15 protein-coding genes are annotated in these 17,584 nt (G+C 62.1%); 10 read left to right on the top strand and 5 right to left on the bottom strand.

Features of this window, described 5'->3' with window-relative positions; genetic code table 11:
• On the top strand, positions 1–343 hold a 343-nt coding region (locus AB4Z11_RS04170), incomplete at its 5' end, for a hypothetical protein (protein WP_442022947.1).
• Positions 344–451: 108 nt separating this feature from the next.
• Here AB4Z11_RS04170 and parC read toward each other — a convergent pair.
• Together parC and AB4Z11_RS04160 are read right to left on the bottom strand one after the other, a co-directional pair.
• The gene (gene parC / locus AB4Z11_RS04165) at positions 452–2,800 is read right to left on the bottom strand and encodes a DNA topoisomerase IV subunit A (protein ID WP_442022946.1); all 2,349 of its coding nucleotides are present in this window, start codon (positions 2,798–2,800) and stop codon (positions 452–454) included.
• 81 nt (positions 2,801–2,881) lie between these two features.
• The gene (locus AB4Z11_RS04160) at positions 2,882–4,879 is read right to left on the bottom strand and encodes a DNA topoisomerase IV subunit B (RefSeq protein WP_442022945.1); all 1,998 of its coding nucleotides are present in this window, start codon (positions 4,877–4,879) and stop codon (positions 2,882–2,884) included.
• A gap of 225 nt (positions 4,880–5,104) precedes the next feature.
• Here AB4Z11_RS04160 and AB4Z11_RS04155 point away from each other — a divergent pair, with 225 nt between their 5' ends.
• From AB4Z11_RS04155 to AB4Z11_RS04115, 9 genes are all read left to right on the top strand, one after another.
• The gene (locus tag AB4Z11_RS04155; RefSeq protein WP_442022944.1) at positions 5,105–5,197 is read left to right on the top strand and encodes a potassium ABC transporter ATPase; all 93 of its coding nucleotides are present in this window, start codon (positions 5,105–5,107) and stop codon (positions 5,195–5,197) included.
• Positions 5,194–5,283, top strand: a complete 90-nt coding sequence (gene kdpF, locus AB4Z11_RS04150) for a K(+)-transporting ATPase subunit F (RefSeq protein WP_442022943.1) — start codon at positions 5,194–5,196, stop codon at positions 5,281–5,283. Before AB4Z11_RS04155 ends, kdpF begins: the two co-directional genes overlap by 4 nt.
• Positions 5,283–7,088 carry a potassium-transporting ATPase subunit KdpA gene (kdpA, locus tag AB4Z11_RS04145; RefSeq protein ID WP_442022942.1) on the top strand — a complete coding sequence of 602 codons (1,806 nt, stop codon included), beginning with the start codon at positions 5,283–5,285 and terminating at the stop codon, positions 7,086–7,088. Before kdpF ends, kdpA begins: the two co-directional genes overlap by 1 nt.
• A 16-nt stretch (positions 7,089–7,104) precedes the next feature.
• Complete coding sequence (gene kdpB / locus AB4Z11_RS04140; protein ID WP_442022941.1) at positions 7,105–9,219, top strand: potassium-transporting ATPase subunit KdpB; 2,115 nt, start codon at positions 7,105–7,107, stop codon at positions 9,217–9,219.
• A gap of 9 nt (positions 9,220–9,228) precedes the next feature.
• The gene (gene kdpC, locus AB4Z11_RS04135) at positions 9,229–9,798 is read left to right on the top strand and encodes a potassium-transporting ATPase subunit KdpC (RefSeq protein ID WP_442022940.1); all 570 of its coding nucleotides are present in this window, start codon (positions 9,229–9,231) and stop codon (positions 9,796–9,798) included.
• A gap of 7 nt (positions 9,799–9,805) precedes the next feature.
• Positions 9,806–12,598 (top strand): two-component system sensor histidine kinase KdpD, encoded by a 2,793-nt coding sequence (gene kdpD / locus AB4Z11_RS04130; protein ID WP_442022939.1) that lies wholly within the window; start codon positions 9,806–9,808, stop codon positions 12,596–12,598.
• A complete protein-coding gene (gene kdpE / locus AB4Z11_RS04125) occupies positions 12,595–13,305 on the top strand; it encodes a two-component system response regulator KdpE (RefSeq protein ID WP_442022938.1) in 711 nt (236 codons plus the stop codon). The genes kdpD and kdpE overlap by 4 nt, the downstream gene beginning before the upstream one ends.
• A gap of 105 nt (positions 13,306–13,410) precedes the next feature.
• Positions 13,411–15,096 (top strand): outer membrane beta-barrel protein, encoded by a 1,686-nt coding sequence (locus AB4Z11_RS04120; RefSeq protein ID WP_442022937.1) that lies wholly within the window; start codon positions 13,411–13,413, stop codon positions 15,094–15,096.
• Between the two features lie 110 nt (positions 15,097–15,206).
• On the top strand, positions 15,207–15,404 hold the full coding sequence (locus tag AB4Z11_RS04115; protein WP_442022936.1) for a hypothetical protein: 198 nt from the start codon (positions 15,207–15,209) through the stop codon (positions 15,402–15,404).
• 38 nt (positions 15,405–15,442) lie between these two features.
• On the opposite strand, the gene AB4Z11_RS04110 is transcribed toward AB4Z11_RS04115, so the two are convergent.
• The 3 genes from AB4Z11_RS04110 to AB4Z11_RS04100 form a co-directional block, all read right to left on the bottom strand.
• The gene (locus AB4Z11_RS04110; RefSeq protein ID WP_442022935.1) at positions 15,443–16,612 is read right to left on the bottom strand and encodes a vWA domain-containing protein; all 1,170 of its coding nucleotides are present in this window, start codon (positions 16,610–16,612) and stop codon (positions 15,443–15,445) included.
• Positions 16,612–17,199 (bottom strand): GNAT family N-acetyltransferase, encoded by a 588-nt coding sequence (locus tag AB4Z11_RS04105; protein WP_442022934.1) that lies wholly within the window; start codon positions 17,197–17,199, stop codon positions 16,612–16,614. The genes AB4Z11_RS04110 and AB4Z11_RS04105 overlap by 1 nt, the downstream gene beginning before the upstream one ends.
• On the bottom strand, positions 17,199–17,584 hold a 386-nt coding region (locus tag AB4Z11_RS04100; protein ID WP_442022933.1), incomplete at its 5' end, for an AAA family ATPase. The genes AB4Z11_RS04100 and AB4Z11_RS04105, both read right to left, overlap by 1 nt.

Genomic DNA, 17,584 nt, shown 5'->3' with positions numbered 1-17,584 from the left:
AGCCAAGAAGGACGCCGACGCGGACAAAGATGTAGCGAAAGTGGCCGATAAGGCCGAGAAGAAGAAAGCCAAGGCTCACGCCAAGGCCGCCAAAGCCCACGACAAGGCCAATGAGAAAGTCGCCAAGGCCGATGCCGACGACAAGATGAAGGCTGAGGCAAAGGCTGAGAAGGACATCGCTTCTGCCGACACCAAGGCCGCCAAGGTCGATGCCAAGCAGGATGCGAAGGTAGCCAAGGAACAGGCCGAGGCCAATCGCGACAAGTCCATCGCGGCGGCCAAGACTTCTGAGGTGAAGGCCAAGGCTGCGGCGGATGTGAAAGAAGCTGCGGCCAAGCATTAAACCCACTGCAAAACCTGGTGGCGGGCTCGATGAGCCAGCCACCTGTTCAGCACCTGCGGCTTTGATCAGGTGGCTGGCACGTCAGTGCCTGCCACCAGCTTTCAAGGTTCAGGTGTTCGGCAGYAGCCCCGTAGGCTTGATACGGGTCGGCATCGCCTTGCCCTTGCGGGCGCGCTTGCCGAAGTGCGGCTCCAGCACAGTCGGACCCATACGTTCCTCCTTCGCCTTCTGCGCATTGCCGATGCCCAGCACGGTCACGCCTTTCTGCGTAATCGCGCGCGCGGCAACCAGCTTCTCCTTATCTTCCAGCTCCATCAGGATCACGCCGCGTCCGCCGTTGGACAGCACCTTCATTTCGTCCATGCCGAACACCAGCAGGCGCGCCTTCTCGGAGATGGTCGCCACCGCGCTGGCATCCTCGGCCACCACGGTCGGCGGCAGCGGCTTGGCGCCCTCGTCCAGCGTCATGAAGGCCTTACCGCCCTTCAGTCGCGACACCATATCGCCGGCCTTCGCAATGAAGCCATAACCAGCGTCGGACGCCATCAGCAGTTGCGTATTCGCATTGCCCGCGAAGTAGTGCAGCAGGCGCGCACCGCCGGACAAATCGACCAGCGTGGTGATCGGCACGCCATCGCCACGTGCGTTAGGCRGGGCGGCGACCGGCACGGAATACACCTTGCCGTTGTCGCCAAAGCCCAGCAGCGTATCCACCGTGCGGCACTCGAAGGCGCCGTACAGCGCATCGCCGGCCTTGAAGGTGAACTGGGCCGGATCGTGGCCGATGCCGGTACGCGCGCGCACCCAGCCTTTTTCCGAAATGATGACGGTGACCGGCTCGTCCACCACCTTCTGCTCGACCACGGCCTTCTGGGCTTCTTCGATCACGGTGCGGCGGGCGTCGCCATAGGTCTTGGCGTCGGATTCGATTTCCTTGATGATCAGGCGCTTCATGGAGGACGGATTGTCCAGCAGGTCTTGCAGCGTCTGTTTTTCCTTGCGCAGCTCGGCCAGTTCCTGCTGGATCTTGATCGCTTCCAGGCGGGCCAACTGGCGCAGGCGAATCTCAAGGATGTCTTCGGCCTGGCGGTCCGACAGCTTGAAGCGCTCGATCAGCGCCGCTTTCGGCTCGTCCGAATTACGGATGATGTGGATGACCTCATCGATATTCAGCAGGATGGTCTCGCGGCCTTCCAGGATATGGATGCGGTCATCGACTTTATTCAGGCGGAACTGGGTGCGGCGGGTCACGGTGGAGAAGCGGAAATCGATCCACTCCTGCAGGATTTCCATCACGCCCTTCTGGCGCGGACGGCCATCGCCGCCGATCATCACCAGGTTCATCGAAGCCGACGTTTCCAGCGAGGTGTGCGCCAGCAGCATCAGCATGAATTCGGTCTGGTCGACGTTCTTCGACTTCGGCTCGAACACCAGGCGCACGGCAGCTTCGCGGCCGGATTCGTCGCGCACCTTGTCCAGCTGGGACAGGATCAGCTGCTTCAAGGTCAGCTGCTCAGGCGACAGCGCCTTCTTGCCCATCTTGACCTTCGGATTGGTCAGCTCTTCGATCTCCTCCAGCACTTTCTGTGCAGAGGTACCGGACGGCAGTTCGTACACCACGGCCTGCCATTGGCCACGCGCCAGTTCTTCGATCTTCCAGCGCGCGCGCACTTTCATCGAGCCGCGGCCCGAGGCGTACATATCGTCGATCTGCGCGCGCGGCGTGATCAGCTGGCCGCCACCCGGGAAGTCCGGACCAGGGATCAGCTGCATCAGCTCAGCGTGCGACAGTTTGGGATTGCGAATTAGCGCCACCGTGGCCTGCGCCACTTCGTTCAGGTTGTGCGACGGGATTTCCGTCGCCAGGCCCACTGCAATTCCCGATGCGCCGTTCAGCAGTACCATCGGCAAGCGTGCCGGCAGCAGGGCTGGCTCCTCGTACGATCCGTCGTAGTTGGGGATGAAGTCCACGGTGCCCTGGTCGATCTCGTCCAGCAGCAGGCGGGAGATCGGGGTCAGACGGGCTTCGGTGTATCGCATTGCCGCAGCGCCGTCGCCGTCGCGCGAACCGAAGTTACCCTGGCCGTCGATCAGCGGATAGCGCAGCGAGAAATCCTGCGCCATGCGCACCATCGCGTCGTATACCGACTGGTCGCCGTGCGGGTGCAGCTTACCCAGCACGTCACCCACCACGGTCGCGGACTTGCGCGGCTTGGCGGTCGGGCCCAGGCCCAGTTCATTCATCGAATACAGGATGCGGCGCTGCACCGGCTTCTGGCCGTCGCACACGTCCGGCAGGGCGCGGCCCTTCACCACGGAGATGGCGTAATCCAGGTAGGCGCGTTCAGCAAAGGTGGACAGGGTCAGCGTTTCGCCGCCGTCGCCGTTATCGCCACCGCCGCCGTTGTTGTCCGGCTGTTCCGGTGCCGGTTCGTCAAAGAGATTTGCTTGAGTCATAGTCGTTGTCTTTTCCTGAAACCAGAGGCTTAAACCGGGTGGCTGCCACGATGTGGCAGCCACCAGCTTCACGCTGTTGGTTTAAATATCAGCTTCCACCTCATTGCCATGTTCCTCGATCCAGGCGCGGCGGGCGGCGGCTTCGCCTTTACCCATCAGCATATTGAAGCGGGAAGACGAGTAGCTGTGATCGAAGTCGCCCAGCGACACCGGCAGCAGGCGGCGGGTATCCGGATTCATGGTGGTTTCCCACAGCTGCTCCGCATTCATTTCGCCCAGGCCTTTGAAGCGGGAGATGGTCCACGATCCATCCTTGAGACCATCCTTGCGCAGCTTGTCCTCGATCGCCACCAGTTCGCCGTCATCCAGCGCATACAGCTTCTGGATCGGCTTCTTGCCGCGCGCCGGTGCATCCACGCGATACAGTGGTGGACGCGCCACGCAGATATGGCCCTTCTCGATCAGCGCCGGGAAGTGGCGGAAGAAGAGGGTAAGCAGCAGCACCTGGATGTGGGAACCGTCGACATCCGCATCGGAGAGGATGCAGATTTTGCCGTAGCGGAGGCCGCTCAGGTCCGGCGACTCGCCGTAGTTGTGCGGATCGACACCGATTGCCACGGCGATGTCGTGGATCTCGTTATTGGCGTACAGGCGATCGCGGTCCGTCTCCCAGGAGTTCAGCACCTTGCCGCGCAGCGGCAGGATGGCCTGGAATTCCTTGTCGCGGCCCATCTTGGCCGAACCGCCTGCCGAGTCACCCTCGACCAGGAACAATTCGGTGCGGGTCACGTCGTCGGTTTCGCAATCGGTCAGCTTACCCGGCAGCACGGCCACGCCGGAAGACTTCTTCTTCTCGACCTTTTGTGCGGAACGCAGGCGGGACTGGGCCTGCTTGATCACCAGTTCGGCCAGCTTCTTGCCGTAGTCGATGTGCTGGTTCAGCCACAGCTCCAGCGCAGGCTTGGAGAAGGTGGACACCAGGCGCACCGCATCACGCGAATTCAGGCGTTCCTTGATCTGGCCCTGGAATTGCGGGTCCAGCACTTTGGCCGACAGCACGAAGGAAGCGCGTGCGAACACGTCTTCCGGCAGAAGCTTCACGCCTTTCGGCAGCAGCGAGTGCAGCTCGACGAAATTCTTCATCGCACCGAACAGGCCTTCACGCAGGCCGGATTCGTGGGTGCCGCCGTTTGGCGTTGGAATCAGATTGACGTAGGACTCGCGCACCACGCCGCCTTCCTCGGTCCATGCCACCACCCATGATGCGCCTTCACCTTCGGCAAAGCCTTCAGCGTCCGGCGTGGCGAACTGCTCGCCTTCGAACAGGGGGACGATGGTTTCGCCGTTCGAGGTCTGGGCCAGCTGTTCGTTCAGGTAGCCGCGCAGGCCATCCTTGTACATCCAGGTCTGCTCGTCGCCGTTCTTGGCGTTCTTCAGCGTGACCGACACGCCCGGCAGCAGCACGGCCTTGGAGCGCAGCAGGCGTTGCAGCTCGACCTGCGAGATCAGCGGCGAGTCGAAATACTTCGGATCCGGCCAGGCGGTCACGCGGGTACCGGACTTCTTGCCGTCTTTCGGCGCCGGCTGCGAGTTCAGTGGTTCGACCAGGTCGCCGTTTTCGAAGGCCAGATGGTGGAAGCCGTTACCCGCGTCGTCCTTGCGCCAGACGGAGATCTCAAGGCGCTTGGACAGCGCATTGGTCACCGACACGCCAACGCCGTGCAGGCCGCCCGAGAAGGCGTAAGCGCCGCCCGAGCCTTTGTCGAATTTACCGCCTGCGTGCAGGCGGGTAAAGACGATTTCCACCGTCGGCACGTTTTCTTCAGGGTGCAGACCGACCGGGATGCCGCGGCCGTCGTCTTCCACCGTGATGGAGCCGTCCGCATTCTGCGTGACGATAATATTTTTGCAATGGCCGCCGAGCGCCTCGTCAGAGGCGTTGTCGATCACTTCCTGGATGATGTGCAGCGGGTTTTCCGTGCGCGTGTACATGCCGGGGCGCTGTTTGACAGGCTCCAGGCCCTTGAGGACGCGGATGGATGATTCGCTGTAGTCGGATACTGGTTTTTTAGTGGCCATACTTGGAGTTGCGGTTTTGGTTAAACACGGACGCTCCGCATTCTATCCTTAACCGACGGGGGTGTAGCAAGTGGATAGTGTGTTTTTATACAGTATCACTTGTCATTTGAATAATTATGCGGCGTTTACGCCTTGTTTACACCACATCTCCAAGTCTTTACACCATCTTTAGACCTCGCTCGATAAGCTGGAACCATCGAAACTACCCCTGTTGCGAGGACAAGAATGGATGTTGTGTTCATCGGCGCAATCGTGGGCTTCCTGGTCGTGACCTGGGCATTCGCCGCAGGCTGCGACAAGCTGGGGGGCCCGCAATGAGCGCGTTCTATCTGCTGGGCGCCGTGGCGTCCGCCGGCCTGCTGGTCTATCTGGTTTATGCCTTGCTGAAGGCGGAGGATCTGTGATGAGCGCCCAGGCCATTATTCTGCTGATCGTCTTCCTGGCCGTGCTGCTGGCGGTGTCCTGGCCACTCGGCGCGCTGCTGGCGCGCGTGGGTGAGGGCGGCGCCGTGCCCGGCATGCGCTGGCTCGGTCCCATTGAGCGTGCGCTGTACCGTGTCGCCGGCGTGAAAGCCGGGGAGGGCATGGGGTGGAAGGCGTATGCCGTCGCCCTGCTGGTCTTCAATACGCTGGGCGCGCTGGTCACTTACGGCCTGCAGCGCGTGCAAGCGTGGCTGCCGCTCAATCCGCAATCGATGGCGAACGTCAGCCCCGATTCGGCCTTCAATACGGCCGTGAGCTTTGTGGCGAACACCAACTGGCAGGGCTACAGCGGTGAGCAGACCATGAGCTACCTGACCCAGATGCTGGTGCTGACTTGCCAGAACTTCTTCTCCGCGGCGACCGGCATTGCCGTGGCCTTTGCGCTGATCCGCGGTTTCAGCTCGCGCTCGGCCAGGTCCATCGGCAATTTCTGGGCCGACGTAACGCGCTCCAGCCTGTATGTGCTGCTGCCGCTGTCGCTGGTGTTTGCCGTGTTCTTAACGAGCCAGGGTGTGATCCAGAACTTCTCCGCCTATCAGGATGTGCACCTGATGGACGCGGTCACCTACAGCCAGCCGAAGAACGACGCGGCCGGCCAGCCGGTGCTGGATGCCAAGGGGCAGCCGGTGCTGGAAACCCTGACCACCAGTACCCAGACCATCGCGATGGGGCCGGTCGCATCGCAGGAAGCGATCAAAATGCTGGGCACGAACGGCGGCGGCTTCTTCAACGCCAACTCGGCGCATCCATATGAGAACCCGACCGCGTTAAGCAACTTCGTGCAGATGCTGGCGATCTTCCTGATTCCTGCGGCGCTGTGCTTCACTTTCGGCCGCATGGTGGGCGATCGCCGCCAGGGCTGGGCTGTGCTGGCCGCGATGACTGCGATCTTTGTTGTCATGACGCTGTGCGTGTTCGCCGCCGAGCAGCAAGCCCACCCGGCGCTGCAAGCCCTTGGTGTGGACCAGCACACCACCGCCATGCAATCGGGCGGCAATATGGAAGGCAAGGAAACCCGCTTCGGCATCAACGCTTCGGCACTGTTTGCAGCGGTGACCACGGCTGCGTCCTGCGGCGCAGTCAACGGCATGCACGATTCCTTCATGCCGCTGGGAGGCATGGTGCCGATGCTGTTGATCCAGCTGGGCGAAGTGGTGTTCGGCGGCGTGGGCTCCGGCCTGTACGGCATGCTGATCTTCGCCATCATGGCTGTGTTCATTGCAGGCCTGATGATTGGCCGCACGCCGGAATATCTGGGCAAGAAAATCCAGTCGTATGAGATGAAGATGACCTCCATCGCCATCCTCGTCACGCCGACGCTGGTGCTGGCCGGTACCGCGATCGCCGTGATGCTCGATGTGGGCAAGGCCGGCATGGCGAATCCGGGAGCGCATGGTTTCTCCGAAATCCTGTACGCCTTCAGCTCGGCCGCCAATAACAACGGCAGCGCGTTTGYCGGCTTGTCCGCCAATACGCCTTTCTATAACTGGATGCTGGGCATCGCCATGTGGTTCGGCCGCTTCGCCATGATCGTGCCGATCCTGGCCATCGCGGGCTCGCTGGCGGGCAAGAAGCGCCTGGAAGCCAACTCCGGCACCATGCCAACGCACGGTCCAATGTTTGTCGGCCTGCTGATCGGCGTCGTGATCCTGGTTGGCGTGCTCAATTACGTACCTGCGCTGGCGCTTGGCCCTGTGGTCGAGCATCTGCAGGTATTCAGCAAATAATCGCGAGGGAAGCATCATGTCGCAAGCACAAACGCCGGGCTCGGACCTGGCACAGATTTCCGCCACGCCGGGCAAGAGCCTCAAGCTCTTCGACTCCGGTCTGGTCGGCCCCGCCATCGCGGACGCTTTCCGCAAACTGGACCCGCGCATTCAACTGCGCAGCCCTGTGATGTTCGTGGTTTACGTGGGCAGCATCATCACCACGCTGCTCTACGTCCAGGCCTTGCGCGGCGAAGGCGAGGCGCCAGCGGGCTTTATTCTGGCTACTGCCGTCTGGCTGTGGTTCACGGTCTTGTTCGCAAACTTTGCCGAAGCACTGGCCGAGGGCCGCAGCAAGGCGCAGGCCGCAACGCTGCGAGGCTTGAAGCAGAGCGTGACCGCCAAGCGTCTGCAGTCCGGCAAACATGGCACCCCCTGGCTGCCTTGCAATGCCAATGAACTGCGCAAGGGCCAGTACGTGCTGGTCGAAGCGGGCGATATCATTCCGATCGATGGCGAGGTGGTTGAAGGCGTGGCTTCGGTGGACGAAAGCGCCATCACAGGAGAATCGGCGCCGGTGATCCGCGAATCGGGTGGCGATTTCTCCTCCGTCACCGGCGGTACGCGCGTGCTGTCGGACTGGCTGGTCATGCTGGTTACTGCCAATCCCGGCGAAACCTTCCTGGACCGCATGATCGCCATGGTGGAAGGTGCACGCCGTCAGAAAACGCCCAACGAGATCGCCCTGACCATCCTGCTGGTGGCGCTGACCATCGTGTTCCTGGTCGTCACCGTGACCTTGCTGCCGTTCTCCCTGTTCTCGGTGGACGCTGCGCATTCCGGTACGCCGGTCACCATCACCGTTCTGATTGCGCTGCTGGTCTGCCTGATTCCGACCACGATTGGCGGCTTGCTGTCCGCGATCGGCGTGGCAGGCATGAGCCGCATGATGCAGGCGAATGTGATCGCCACTTCCGGCCGTGCTGTTGAAGCAGCGGGCGACGTGGACGTGCTCCTGTTGGACAAGACCGGCACCATCACGCTCGGCAACCGCCAGGCTTCCGGCTTCTTCCCGGCGCCAGGCGTGAGCGAGCAGCAGCTGGCCGACGTGGCGCAACTGGCGTCGCTGGCGGACGAAACACCGGAAGGCCGCAGCATCGTCGTGCTGGCCAAACAGAAGTTCAATATCCGCGAACGCGAGATGGCCAGCCTGCATGCGCTGTTCATCCCGTTCTCCGCCAATACCCGCATGAGCGGCGTGGACATCGGCGAGCGCCAGATCCGCAAGGGTGCGGCGGAAGCGATCAAGCGCCACGTGGAAGGCATGGGAGAAGCCTACCCGGCCGAAGTGGCGCGCATCGTGGATGATGTGGCGCGCCGCGGCAGCACGCCGCTGGTGGTATGCGAAGGCGCCCGCGTGATCGGTGTCGTGGAACTGAAAGACATCGTCAAAGGCGGCATCAAGGAGCGTTTTGCTGAACTGCGCCGCATGGGCATCAAGACCGTGATGATCACCGGCGATAACAAGCTGACCGCCGCCGCCATCGCTGCTGAAGCTGGCGTGGACGACTTCCTGGCCGAAGCCACTCCGGAAGACAAACTGAAATTGATCCGCAACTACCAGGGCGAAGGCCGCCTCGTAGCGATGACCGGCGACGGGACCAACGACGCCCCTGCGCTGGCGCAGGCCGACGTGGCCGTGGCCATGAATTCCGGCACCCAGGCCGCGAAGGAGGCGGGAAATATGGTCGATCTGGACTCCAACCCGACCAAGCTGCTGGAAATCGTGGAAATCGGCAAGCAGATGCTGATGACACGCGGCTCGCTGACCACCTTCTCGATTTCCAACGACATTGCGAAATACTTCGCCATCATTCCGGCGGCCTTCGTTGGCACGTATCCGCAGCTGAAGGCGCTGGATGTGATGCGCCTGGCCAGCCCGTCGTCCGCGATCATGTCCGCCGTGATCTTCAACGCGCTGATCATCGTGTTCCTGATTCCGCTGGCGCTGAAGGGTGTTCGCTATCGTGCCATTGGCGCCACCGCGCTGCTGCGCCGTAACCTGCTGGTGTATGGCGTGGGCGGCATCATCCTTCCTTTCATCGGCATCAAGCTGATCGACATGCTGCTGGCAGCCTTTAACTTTGTATAAGGAGCGACCATGAAATCCGTCATTCGTCCCGCTCTTGCGGTATTTACTGGCCTGACCCTGATCTGCGGCCTGCTTTATCCGCTGGCTGTTACCGGCATCGGCAACCTGGCCTTCCCGCAGCAGGCGGCAGGCAGCCTGGTTGAAGCGCATGGCAAGCCGGTTGGCTCCATGCTGATCGGCCAGGCTTTCACTTCGCCGAAATACTTCTGGGGCCGCCCGTCGGCCACCGGCCCTATGCCGAACAACGCTTCGGGCTCCAGCGGCTCTAATCTCGGCCCGGCAAATCCGGCTTATCTTGAAGCAGTTAAAGGACGCATCGATGCGCTGAAGGCTGCCGATCCGTCCAATAAAGCGCCAATTCCAGTCGATCTGGTTACCGCTTCAGGCAGTGGCCTGGACCCTGAAATCAGCCTGGCTGCCGCGCAGTACCAGGTGCCGCGCATCGCAGCTGCGCGTGGCGTCGGGCCGGTGCAGGTGCGCAAGCTGATTGAGGCAAATGCGAAGCGGCAGCTATTTGGCTTCTTCGGCGAGCCGCGCGTGAACGTGCTGGCGCTGAATCTGGCGCTGGAGCGCCTATAATCACAGGATGATTCCTACTGAAAGTCAACGCCCGGACCCGGACGCACTACTGGCCCAGGTCCAGGCCCAGGAAAGAAAGGCGGCGCGAGGCCGCCTTCGCATCTACTTCGGCGCTTCCGCCGGTGTGGGCAAGACCTATGCAATGCTGGCTGCCGCACGCAAGCTGCAGGCTGACAGCCAGCCCGTGCTGGTGGGCGTGATCGAAACCCATGGACGCAACGAGACGGCGTCCATGCTGGAGGGGCTGGATGTGCTACCCCTCAAAGCCATCGATTACCGTGGCAAACGCATTAGCGAATTTGACCTGGACGCCGCGCTGGAACGCCAGCCGCCGCTGATCCTGGTCGACGAACTGGCCCACTCCAATGCGGCCGGCTCGCGCCACCCAAAACGCTGGCAGGACGTTGAGGAACTGCTCGATGCCGGCATTGACGTTTTCACGACGGTCAATGTACAGCACCTTGAAAGCCTGAACGATGTCGTCGGCGGCATCACCGGCATCCGCGTCAACGAGACGGTGCCGGATACCGTGTTCGATGAAGCCGACGAAGTCGTGCTGGTCGATATTCCCGCGGACGAGTTGCTGGCGCGGCTGAAGGGCGGCAAGGTGTACAAAGGCCCGCAGGCCGAACGCGCCTCGCAGAATTTCTTCCGCAAAGGGAACCTGATCGCATTGCGCGAGCTGGCGCTTCGCCGCACCGCCGACCGTATCGAGGACGATGTTCGCGCCTATCGCGTCGAGAAATCCATTGGACCGATCTGGAAGACGGGTGCCGCGCTGCTGGCGTGCGTGGGRCCGCGTCCCGGCGCCGAGCAGGTCGTGCGCAGCACGGCGCGGCTGGCCGGGCAGTTGGGCGGCGAGTGGCATGCGATCTATGTTGAAACGCCATCGCTGCAGCGGTTGGCTGCGCCAGAGCGTGAGCGCATCCTGAAAACGCTCAAGCTGGCGCAGGATCTTGGCGCCACCACTGCCGTGCTGGCGGGGCAGGATATCGCTGCGACGGCGGTGGAATATGCGCACAGCCACAACCTCTCCAAGATTGCAGTGGGGCGCGCGCATCCAACCTGGCCGTGGCGAGAACCACATCACAAGCGCATGGCGCGGCTGGCGCCGGAGATCGACCTGATCGCGGTAGGGCAGGGACGTGAAGAAGCGCCGTCGCGCCCTCAGCGCGCCGCCGAAGATCCTGAAGCCATTCCGGGACAGGCTAAGCGGCGCGCGATCGGCTACGCAGTTGCGGCGGCGGCCAGCTTGCTTACCGCGCTGGCTGCGACGCCGTTGCTGACCTATCTGGACCTGGCCAACATTGCCATGCTGTTCCTGCTGGTAGTGGTGCTGGTGGCAGTACGTTTCGGACGCGGCCCGTCGGTGCTGGCTACCTGCGTCAGCGTGACCTGCTTCGACTTCTTCTTTGTGCCGCCGCGCTTCACGCTGGCGATTTCGGATTTCCAGTATGTGATCACGTTTGGCGTTATGCTGGTTGTCGGCCTGATTACCGGACACCTGACGGCGGACTTGCGTTTCCAGGCGCGCGTAGCGTCGCACCGCGAGGCGCGTTCGCGCGCGCTGTACGAGTTCGCACGCGAACTATCGGCTGCACTTCAGACGGAGCAGATTTTCGACATCACGCGCAGCTTCATCCAGCGCGCCTTCCGCGCCCGCGCCACGCTCCTGGTGCCGGATAACGATGGCCGCCTGCACCTGCCGGACCTGAGCGCCACCATAACCGCCGCCGGAACCGCCACCGCCGCCGCCGCCGCCGCCGCTGCGACCACCGCGGCCACCGCCGGCACGCCTTCGCTGGACATCGGCATCGCCCAATGGGCCTTCGACCACGCCGAAAGCGCTGGCCTGGGTACTGACACGCTGCCCGCCAGCGCAATCTTCTACCTGCCGCTGGTTGCTCCCATGCGCACTCGTGGCGTGCTGGCCATCGAGCCCGAACATCGGCGCTGGATTCTGATCCCCGAGCAGCGGCAGCAGCTGGACATCTTCGGCGCCCTTGCCGCAATCGCCCTGGAGCGCGTGCACTACATCGAAGTCGCACAAAACGCCCTGGTCAGCATGGAATCCGAGCGTCTGCGCAACTCGCTGCTGGCGGCCTTATCGCATGATCTGCGCACGCCGCTGACAACGCTGGTCGGCCTGTCCGAATCGCTGGCCGGCTCGAAACCCGCGCTGGCGGAAGCGCAGATCGAACTGGCAAACACACTGCGCGACGAAGCGCGCCGCATGAGCACACTGGTGGCCAACCTGCTGGACATGGCGCGCATCCAGAGCGGTGAAGTGAAATTCAACCTTCAGTGGCAAAGCCTGGAAGAAGTCGTCGGCAGCGCGCTGCGCCACAGCGGCTTCCTGCTGCAAGGCCATGCAGTCGATGCGCGCCTGCCGCACGACCTGCCGCTGCTGCACTTCGACGCCGTGCTGATCGAGCGCGTTCTGTGCAATCTGCTGGAAAACGCAGCCAAGTACACGCCGGCGGGCTCGCATATCACGGTGACGGCAGCCATCAACGGCGCCAATGCCGACGTGACGGTGTACGATAACGGCTCGGGCCTTCCGCATGGACGAGAGGAGGCCCTGTTCGAGAAATTCACGCGTGGCGAGCGCGAGTCGGCCAAGCCAGGGGTTGGGCTGGGCCTCGCGATTTGCCGCGCCATTGTCGAGGCCCACGGCGGCAGGATTTGCGCAACGAAGTCGCCAGCCGGCGGCGCAGCGTTTGTCTTTTCGCTGCCGCTGGGCACACCGCCCGCCATGCCGGACCTCGACGCGGAACAAACAGGAGAAGTAACAGAGTGAACACGCGAGCGACAGAACCTGCGCCAATTGCCCTGATCGTTGAAGAYGAGCMCCAGATTCGCCGCTTCGTGCGCGGTGCGCTGGAAGACGAAGGCTGGGTAGTGCATGAATCGGTCAATATGCAGCGCGGCCTGATCGATGCAGGCACACGCAAGCCGGACCTCATCGTGCTCGATCTGGGCCTGCCGGACGGTGATGGCACAGACCTGATTGCCGACTTGCGCAAATGGTCCACGGTGCCGATCATCGTGCTGTCGGCCCGCGTAGCGGAAGATGACAAGATCAAAGCGCTCGATGCGGGCGCCGACGATTACCTGACCAAACCCTTTGGCGTAGGCGAGCTGCTGGCCCGCGTGCGCGCCACCTTGCGCCGTCAGCGGCAACCGGCCGCCGACAGCGCTGGCCTGGTGCACTTCGGCGAAGTGAGCGTGGATTTGCAGAACCGCCGCGTCACCAAGGGTGGAGAGAGCGTGCATCTGACGCCGACCGAGTACCGCCTGCTGTCGGTCCTGGTCAGTAATGCGGGCCGCGTGATGACCAATCCCCAGCTGCTGCGCGCCGTATGGGGGCCGGCGCAAGCAGAGAACGGCCACTATCTGCGCATTTACATGGGCCACCTGCGCCACAAGCTGGAAGACGATCCCGCGCAGCCGCGCTACCTGATTACCGAGACGGCGGTTGGCTATCGCCTGCAACTGCCGGCATAGTTTTTACGCCGTGTTTACAGGGCCTATCGGTCTTTTTGCATCGTTTTTATACCCCCATTGATAAGCTTTGCTCCGCGTCGAAAGACCTAACCAAAGGAGCAAAGAATGAAGAAGTTGTGCATCGCAGGACTGGGTATGATCGCCATGAGCGCAGCCCCCGTCTTCGCGCAAACCGAGGCTGCGGCCACCACGGCAGCCCCGGTCACCCAGCAGGAGCAGGCAAGCGGCGGCGCGGCCGAAGGTTGCGCGGCTGGTTCGGCGAATCGTTCGTTCAGCGAGCGTTTCGCCAGCAGCTACAAGGACTACCTGGCCTGGAACGGTGACCCCGCCGACGCAGCACCGACCTGGCGCGAAGGCTATGCGCCGCCTCCAGAATCCAGCCCACCATTCCCGTTCACCGCATGGCCGATTGGCGGCACCGAAGTGATCGGCTACGACAACCAGTATTACGGCCCGTTGATGGAAGCCCTGTGGTGCGGCTCCAACGGCAAGGCGTGGAAAGACAGCCGCGTGACCGTCTATGGCTGGGCCAACGCTGGCTTCAACCGAAGCACCTCGCACACCAGGTACAACGGCGCCAACGGCACCGGAGGCAACYTCCCGGCCGCCTACGCCTACCAGGGCAACACTGCGCAGATGGACCAGGTCGCGTTGTACGTTGAGCGCACACCGGACGTGGTGCAGAAGGACCACTTCGACTGGGGCTTCCGCCTGGCTGGCGTGTGGGGAACCGATACCAAGTACACCTTCTCGCGCGGCCTGTTCAGCAACCAGTTCTCGAACGCGAACAACAAGATCCAGAAGTACGGCTACGACATCCCGATGGCATACATCGAAGGCTACTTCCCCGGCGTGGCGGACGGCATGATCCTGCGTGTTGGCCGCTATATCTCGATCCCGGATATTGAAGCCCAGCTGGCGCCGAACAACTACACCTACACGCATTCGCTGCTGTACACCTACGACCCATTTACCCAGGAAGGCGCCATCGCGACCATTCGCTTGAACAAGAACTGGACCGTGCAGGCTGGCGTCCATGCCGGTAACGACGTGGCGCCATGGTATCGCCGCTCCGTGCCTGCGACATATACCAACGCAGCCGGCGTTGAAGTGCCGAATCCGAATGCGGGCAAGCAGTATGGCGCGCAGCTGTCCGGCACCGCCTGCGTGCAGTGGACTTCCGACTCCGGCAACGATGCGATTTATCCGTGCATGAACGGCATCAACAGCGGCAACTTTGGCTGGAACAACCTACAGCAACAGGTCGTGACCTGGTACCACAAGTTCAACGACCAATGGCATATGTCCAGCGAAGCGTATTACATGCGGCAGAAGAATACGCCGAACATGTCGAATCCTGACGGCCCTGGCGTGTGGAATTCCTACTTCGGCAGCAGCAACAGCGTTGGTGGCCCGTTCGGCGCAATGGGCGGCCGTGGCTGCGGTCCGAACGATGGCGTGACCTGCACTTCCAAGGAGTGGGCGTTCGTGAACTACATCTCGTACCAGCCTACGCCACGTGATTACTTCATTTTCCGCACCGATATCCTGAACGATATCAACGGCCAGCGCACCGGTTTCGCCACCCGCTACAAGGAATTCACCCTGAGCTGGAATCACTGGCTGGGCAAGGCGATCACCCTGCGTCCTGAAATCCGCCACGAAAGCGCTGGCGTTCCTGCATTCGATAATCCATGCCCGGTAGCCGGCACCGCCGGCTGCGGCAACGTGGTCACGCCTGGTTCCAAATCGCAGACCATGGTGGCGATGGACGTGATCGTGCACTTCTGATTTGTTGTAGCGACAGCCGTTACGATCTCACCCGACCGTAGCGGTCTTTCGGTCACGCCCTGATCCGGGGCGTGGCCGCTTTTTCTGCCTACCCGGCTATGGAGTTTTACATGAAAGTATTTTTCCGCCTTGCGGTGCTGGCCGCGATGACGACCGCTTGTTCCACTGAACCGGCGCCGCACAAGCTGCCGCTCGATCACGGCCCGCGCGCCACTTCCACGCCCTGGCTGAACCAGCAGCTCGCACACTCAGCTAGCGTTTCTTCATGTCCGGCCGATCGGTCCTGCGCGGCAGGAAACCCGCCGTAAGCCAGTTCAGTCAATGGGATCACGCCAGCCGGCGGCGATTATTTGCTCAGCAGCCGCATGGCCCGTTCCAGGCCTTCGATCGTGACCGGGAACATGCGGTTGTTCATCAGCTGGCGGATCACGGTAATGGACTGGCGGTATTGCCACAGGCCTTCCGGTTCGGGATTGAGCCAGATGAATTTGGGGAAGGTGTTGGTGAAGCGTGTCAGCCATTCGCTGCCGGCTTCCTCGTTGTTGTACTCGACCGAGCCGCCCGGTTGCAGGATTTCGTAGGGGCTCATGGTGGCGTCGCCGACGAAGATCAGCTTTGTGTCGGGCGTGTACTTCCGTAGCACGTCCCAGGTGGCGAAGCGCTCGGAGTTGCGGCGGCGGTTGTGTTTCCACAGGTAGTCATAGACGCAGTTGTGGAAGTAGAAGAACTCCATGTTCTTGAACTCGGACTTCGCGGCCGAGAACAGTTCTTCGGTGCGTTCGATGTGGTCGTCCATGGTGCCGCCCACGTCCATCAGCATCAACACCTTGATATTGTTCTTGCGCTCGGGCTGCATCTTGATGTCCAGCCAACCCGCGTTGTTGGCGGTGGCGCGGATGGTCTGATCCAGCGCCAGTTCTTCGTGCGCGCCTTCACGCGCGAAGCGGCGCAGGCGGCGCAAGGCCACCTTGATATTGCGCGTGCCCAGTTCGCGTTCAGAATCGTAATCCTTGTAGGCGCGCTGTTCCCACACTTTGACCGCGGTGCGGTTGCCGCCCTTGCCGCCGATGCGGATGCCTTCCGGATTGGTGCCGCCGTTGCCAAAGGGCGAGGTGCCGCCAGTGCCGATCCAGCGGTTGCCGCCTTCGTGGCGTTCCTTCTGCTCCTTCAGCAGTTCGTTCAGGCGGTCCATCAGCTTGTCGTAGCCGAATTTTTCCAACTGGGCGATCTGCTCGTCGGTCAGCTCGCGCTTCATGCGCTGCAGGAGCCAGTCCAGCGGGATCTCGCCCTTGGTGTCGAACACGCTGTTGATGCCCTTGAAGTAGAGGCCGAAGGCGCGGTCGAACTTGTCGTAATTCGCTTCGTCTTTGACGAGGCAGAGGCGCGACATGTAATAGAAGTCGTCCAGCGAAGGCTGCAGCACCTGCTTCTCCATCGCTTCCAGCAAGGTCAGAAACTCCTTGATGGTGACGGGGATTTTCGCGTCTTTCAGCGCGAAGAAGAAGTCGATGAGCATTACGCCCTCCGGTCAAGCAGGTATTGGATATGGGCGCGCACTTCCGGCCACTCGCCGTGCATGATGCTGTACATGACGGTGTCGCGCACGGTGCCGTCGCGGCGGCGCAAGTGGTGGCGGATCACGCCATCCTTTTTCGCGCCGAGACGTTCGATCGCGTTCTGCGAGGCGTGGTTGAAGTTATCGGTGCGGAAGCCGACCACGGCGCAGCCCAGCGTATCGAAGGCGTGCGTCAGCAGCATCAGCTTGCAGGTCGTGTTGACGTGGCTGCGCTGGGCGCTTTTGCGATACCAGGTGTAGCCGATCTCCACGCGGTCCACGGAAGGCATGATGTCGTGGTAGCTGGTAGTGCCCAGCACGTCGCCGCTAGCAGCATCGATCACGGCCCAGGCCATGCGGGAAGGGCGCATTTCCAGTGCGGTGGCGATGTATTGCGATACCTGCTCCGGCTCGGGCACGGAAGTGATGCGCAGCTTCCATAGCTCGCCATCCTGCGCCGCGGCCAGCAGGCCCTGCGCGTGCTGGGGATCGAGCGGCTCCAGGCGGATGCCGTCCAGTTCCAGCGTGACCGGTTCAACGTTGATCATCAGCGATTCGCCCGCGACATTAGGATCAGGCGCTCGAACAGGTGCACGTCCTGTTCGTTCTTCAGCAGGGCGCCGTGCAGTGGCGGCACGATGGCCTTCTGGTCCTCGCTGCGCAGGGCCTCCGGCGGAATGTCTTCGGCCATCAGCAGCTTGAGCCAGTCCAGGAATTCGGAAGTCGATGGTTTCTTCTTCAGGCCAGAGACTTCGCGCACTTCGTAGAAAGTCTGCAGCGCGGTCGCCAGCAATTCCTGCTTCAGGTTCGGATAGTGGACCTTGACGATGGCTTCCATCGTATCCTTGTCCGGGAATTTGATGTAGTGGAAGAAGCAGCGGCGCAGGAAGGCGTCCGGCAGCTCTTTCTCATTGTTCGATGTGATGATCACCA

This window comes from Pseudoduganella sp. RAF53_2 (genome assembly GCF_052113985.1).
In the GTDB taxonomy this organism is placed as follows: Bacteria; Pseudomonadota; Gammaproteobacteria; order Burkholderiales; family Burkholderiaceae_D; genus Rugamonas.
This window is presented reverse-complemented; position numbering and strand designations above follow the sequence as displayed.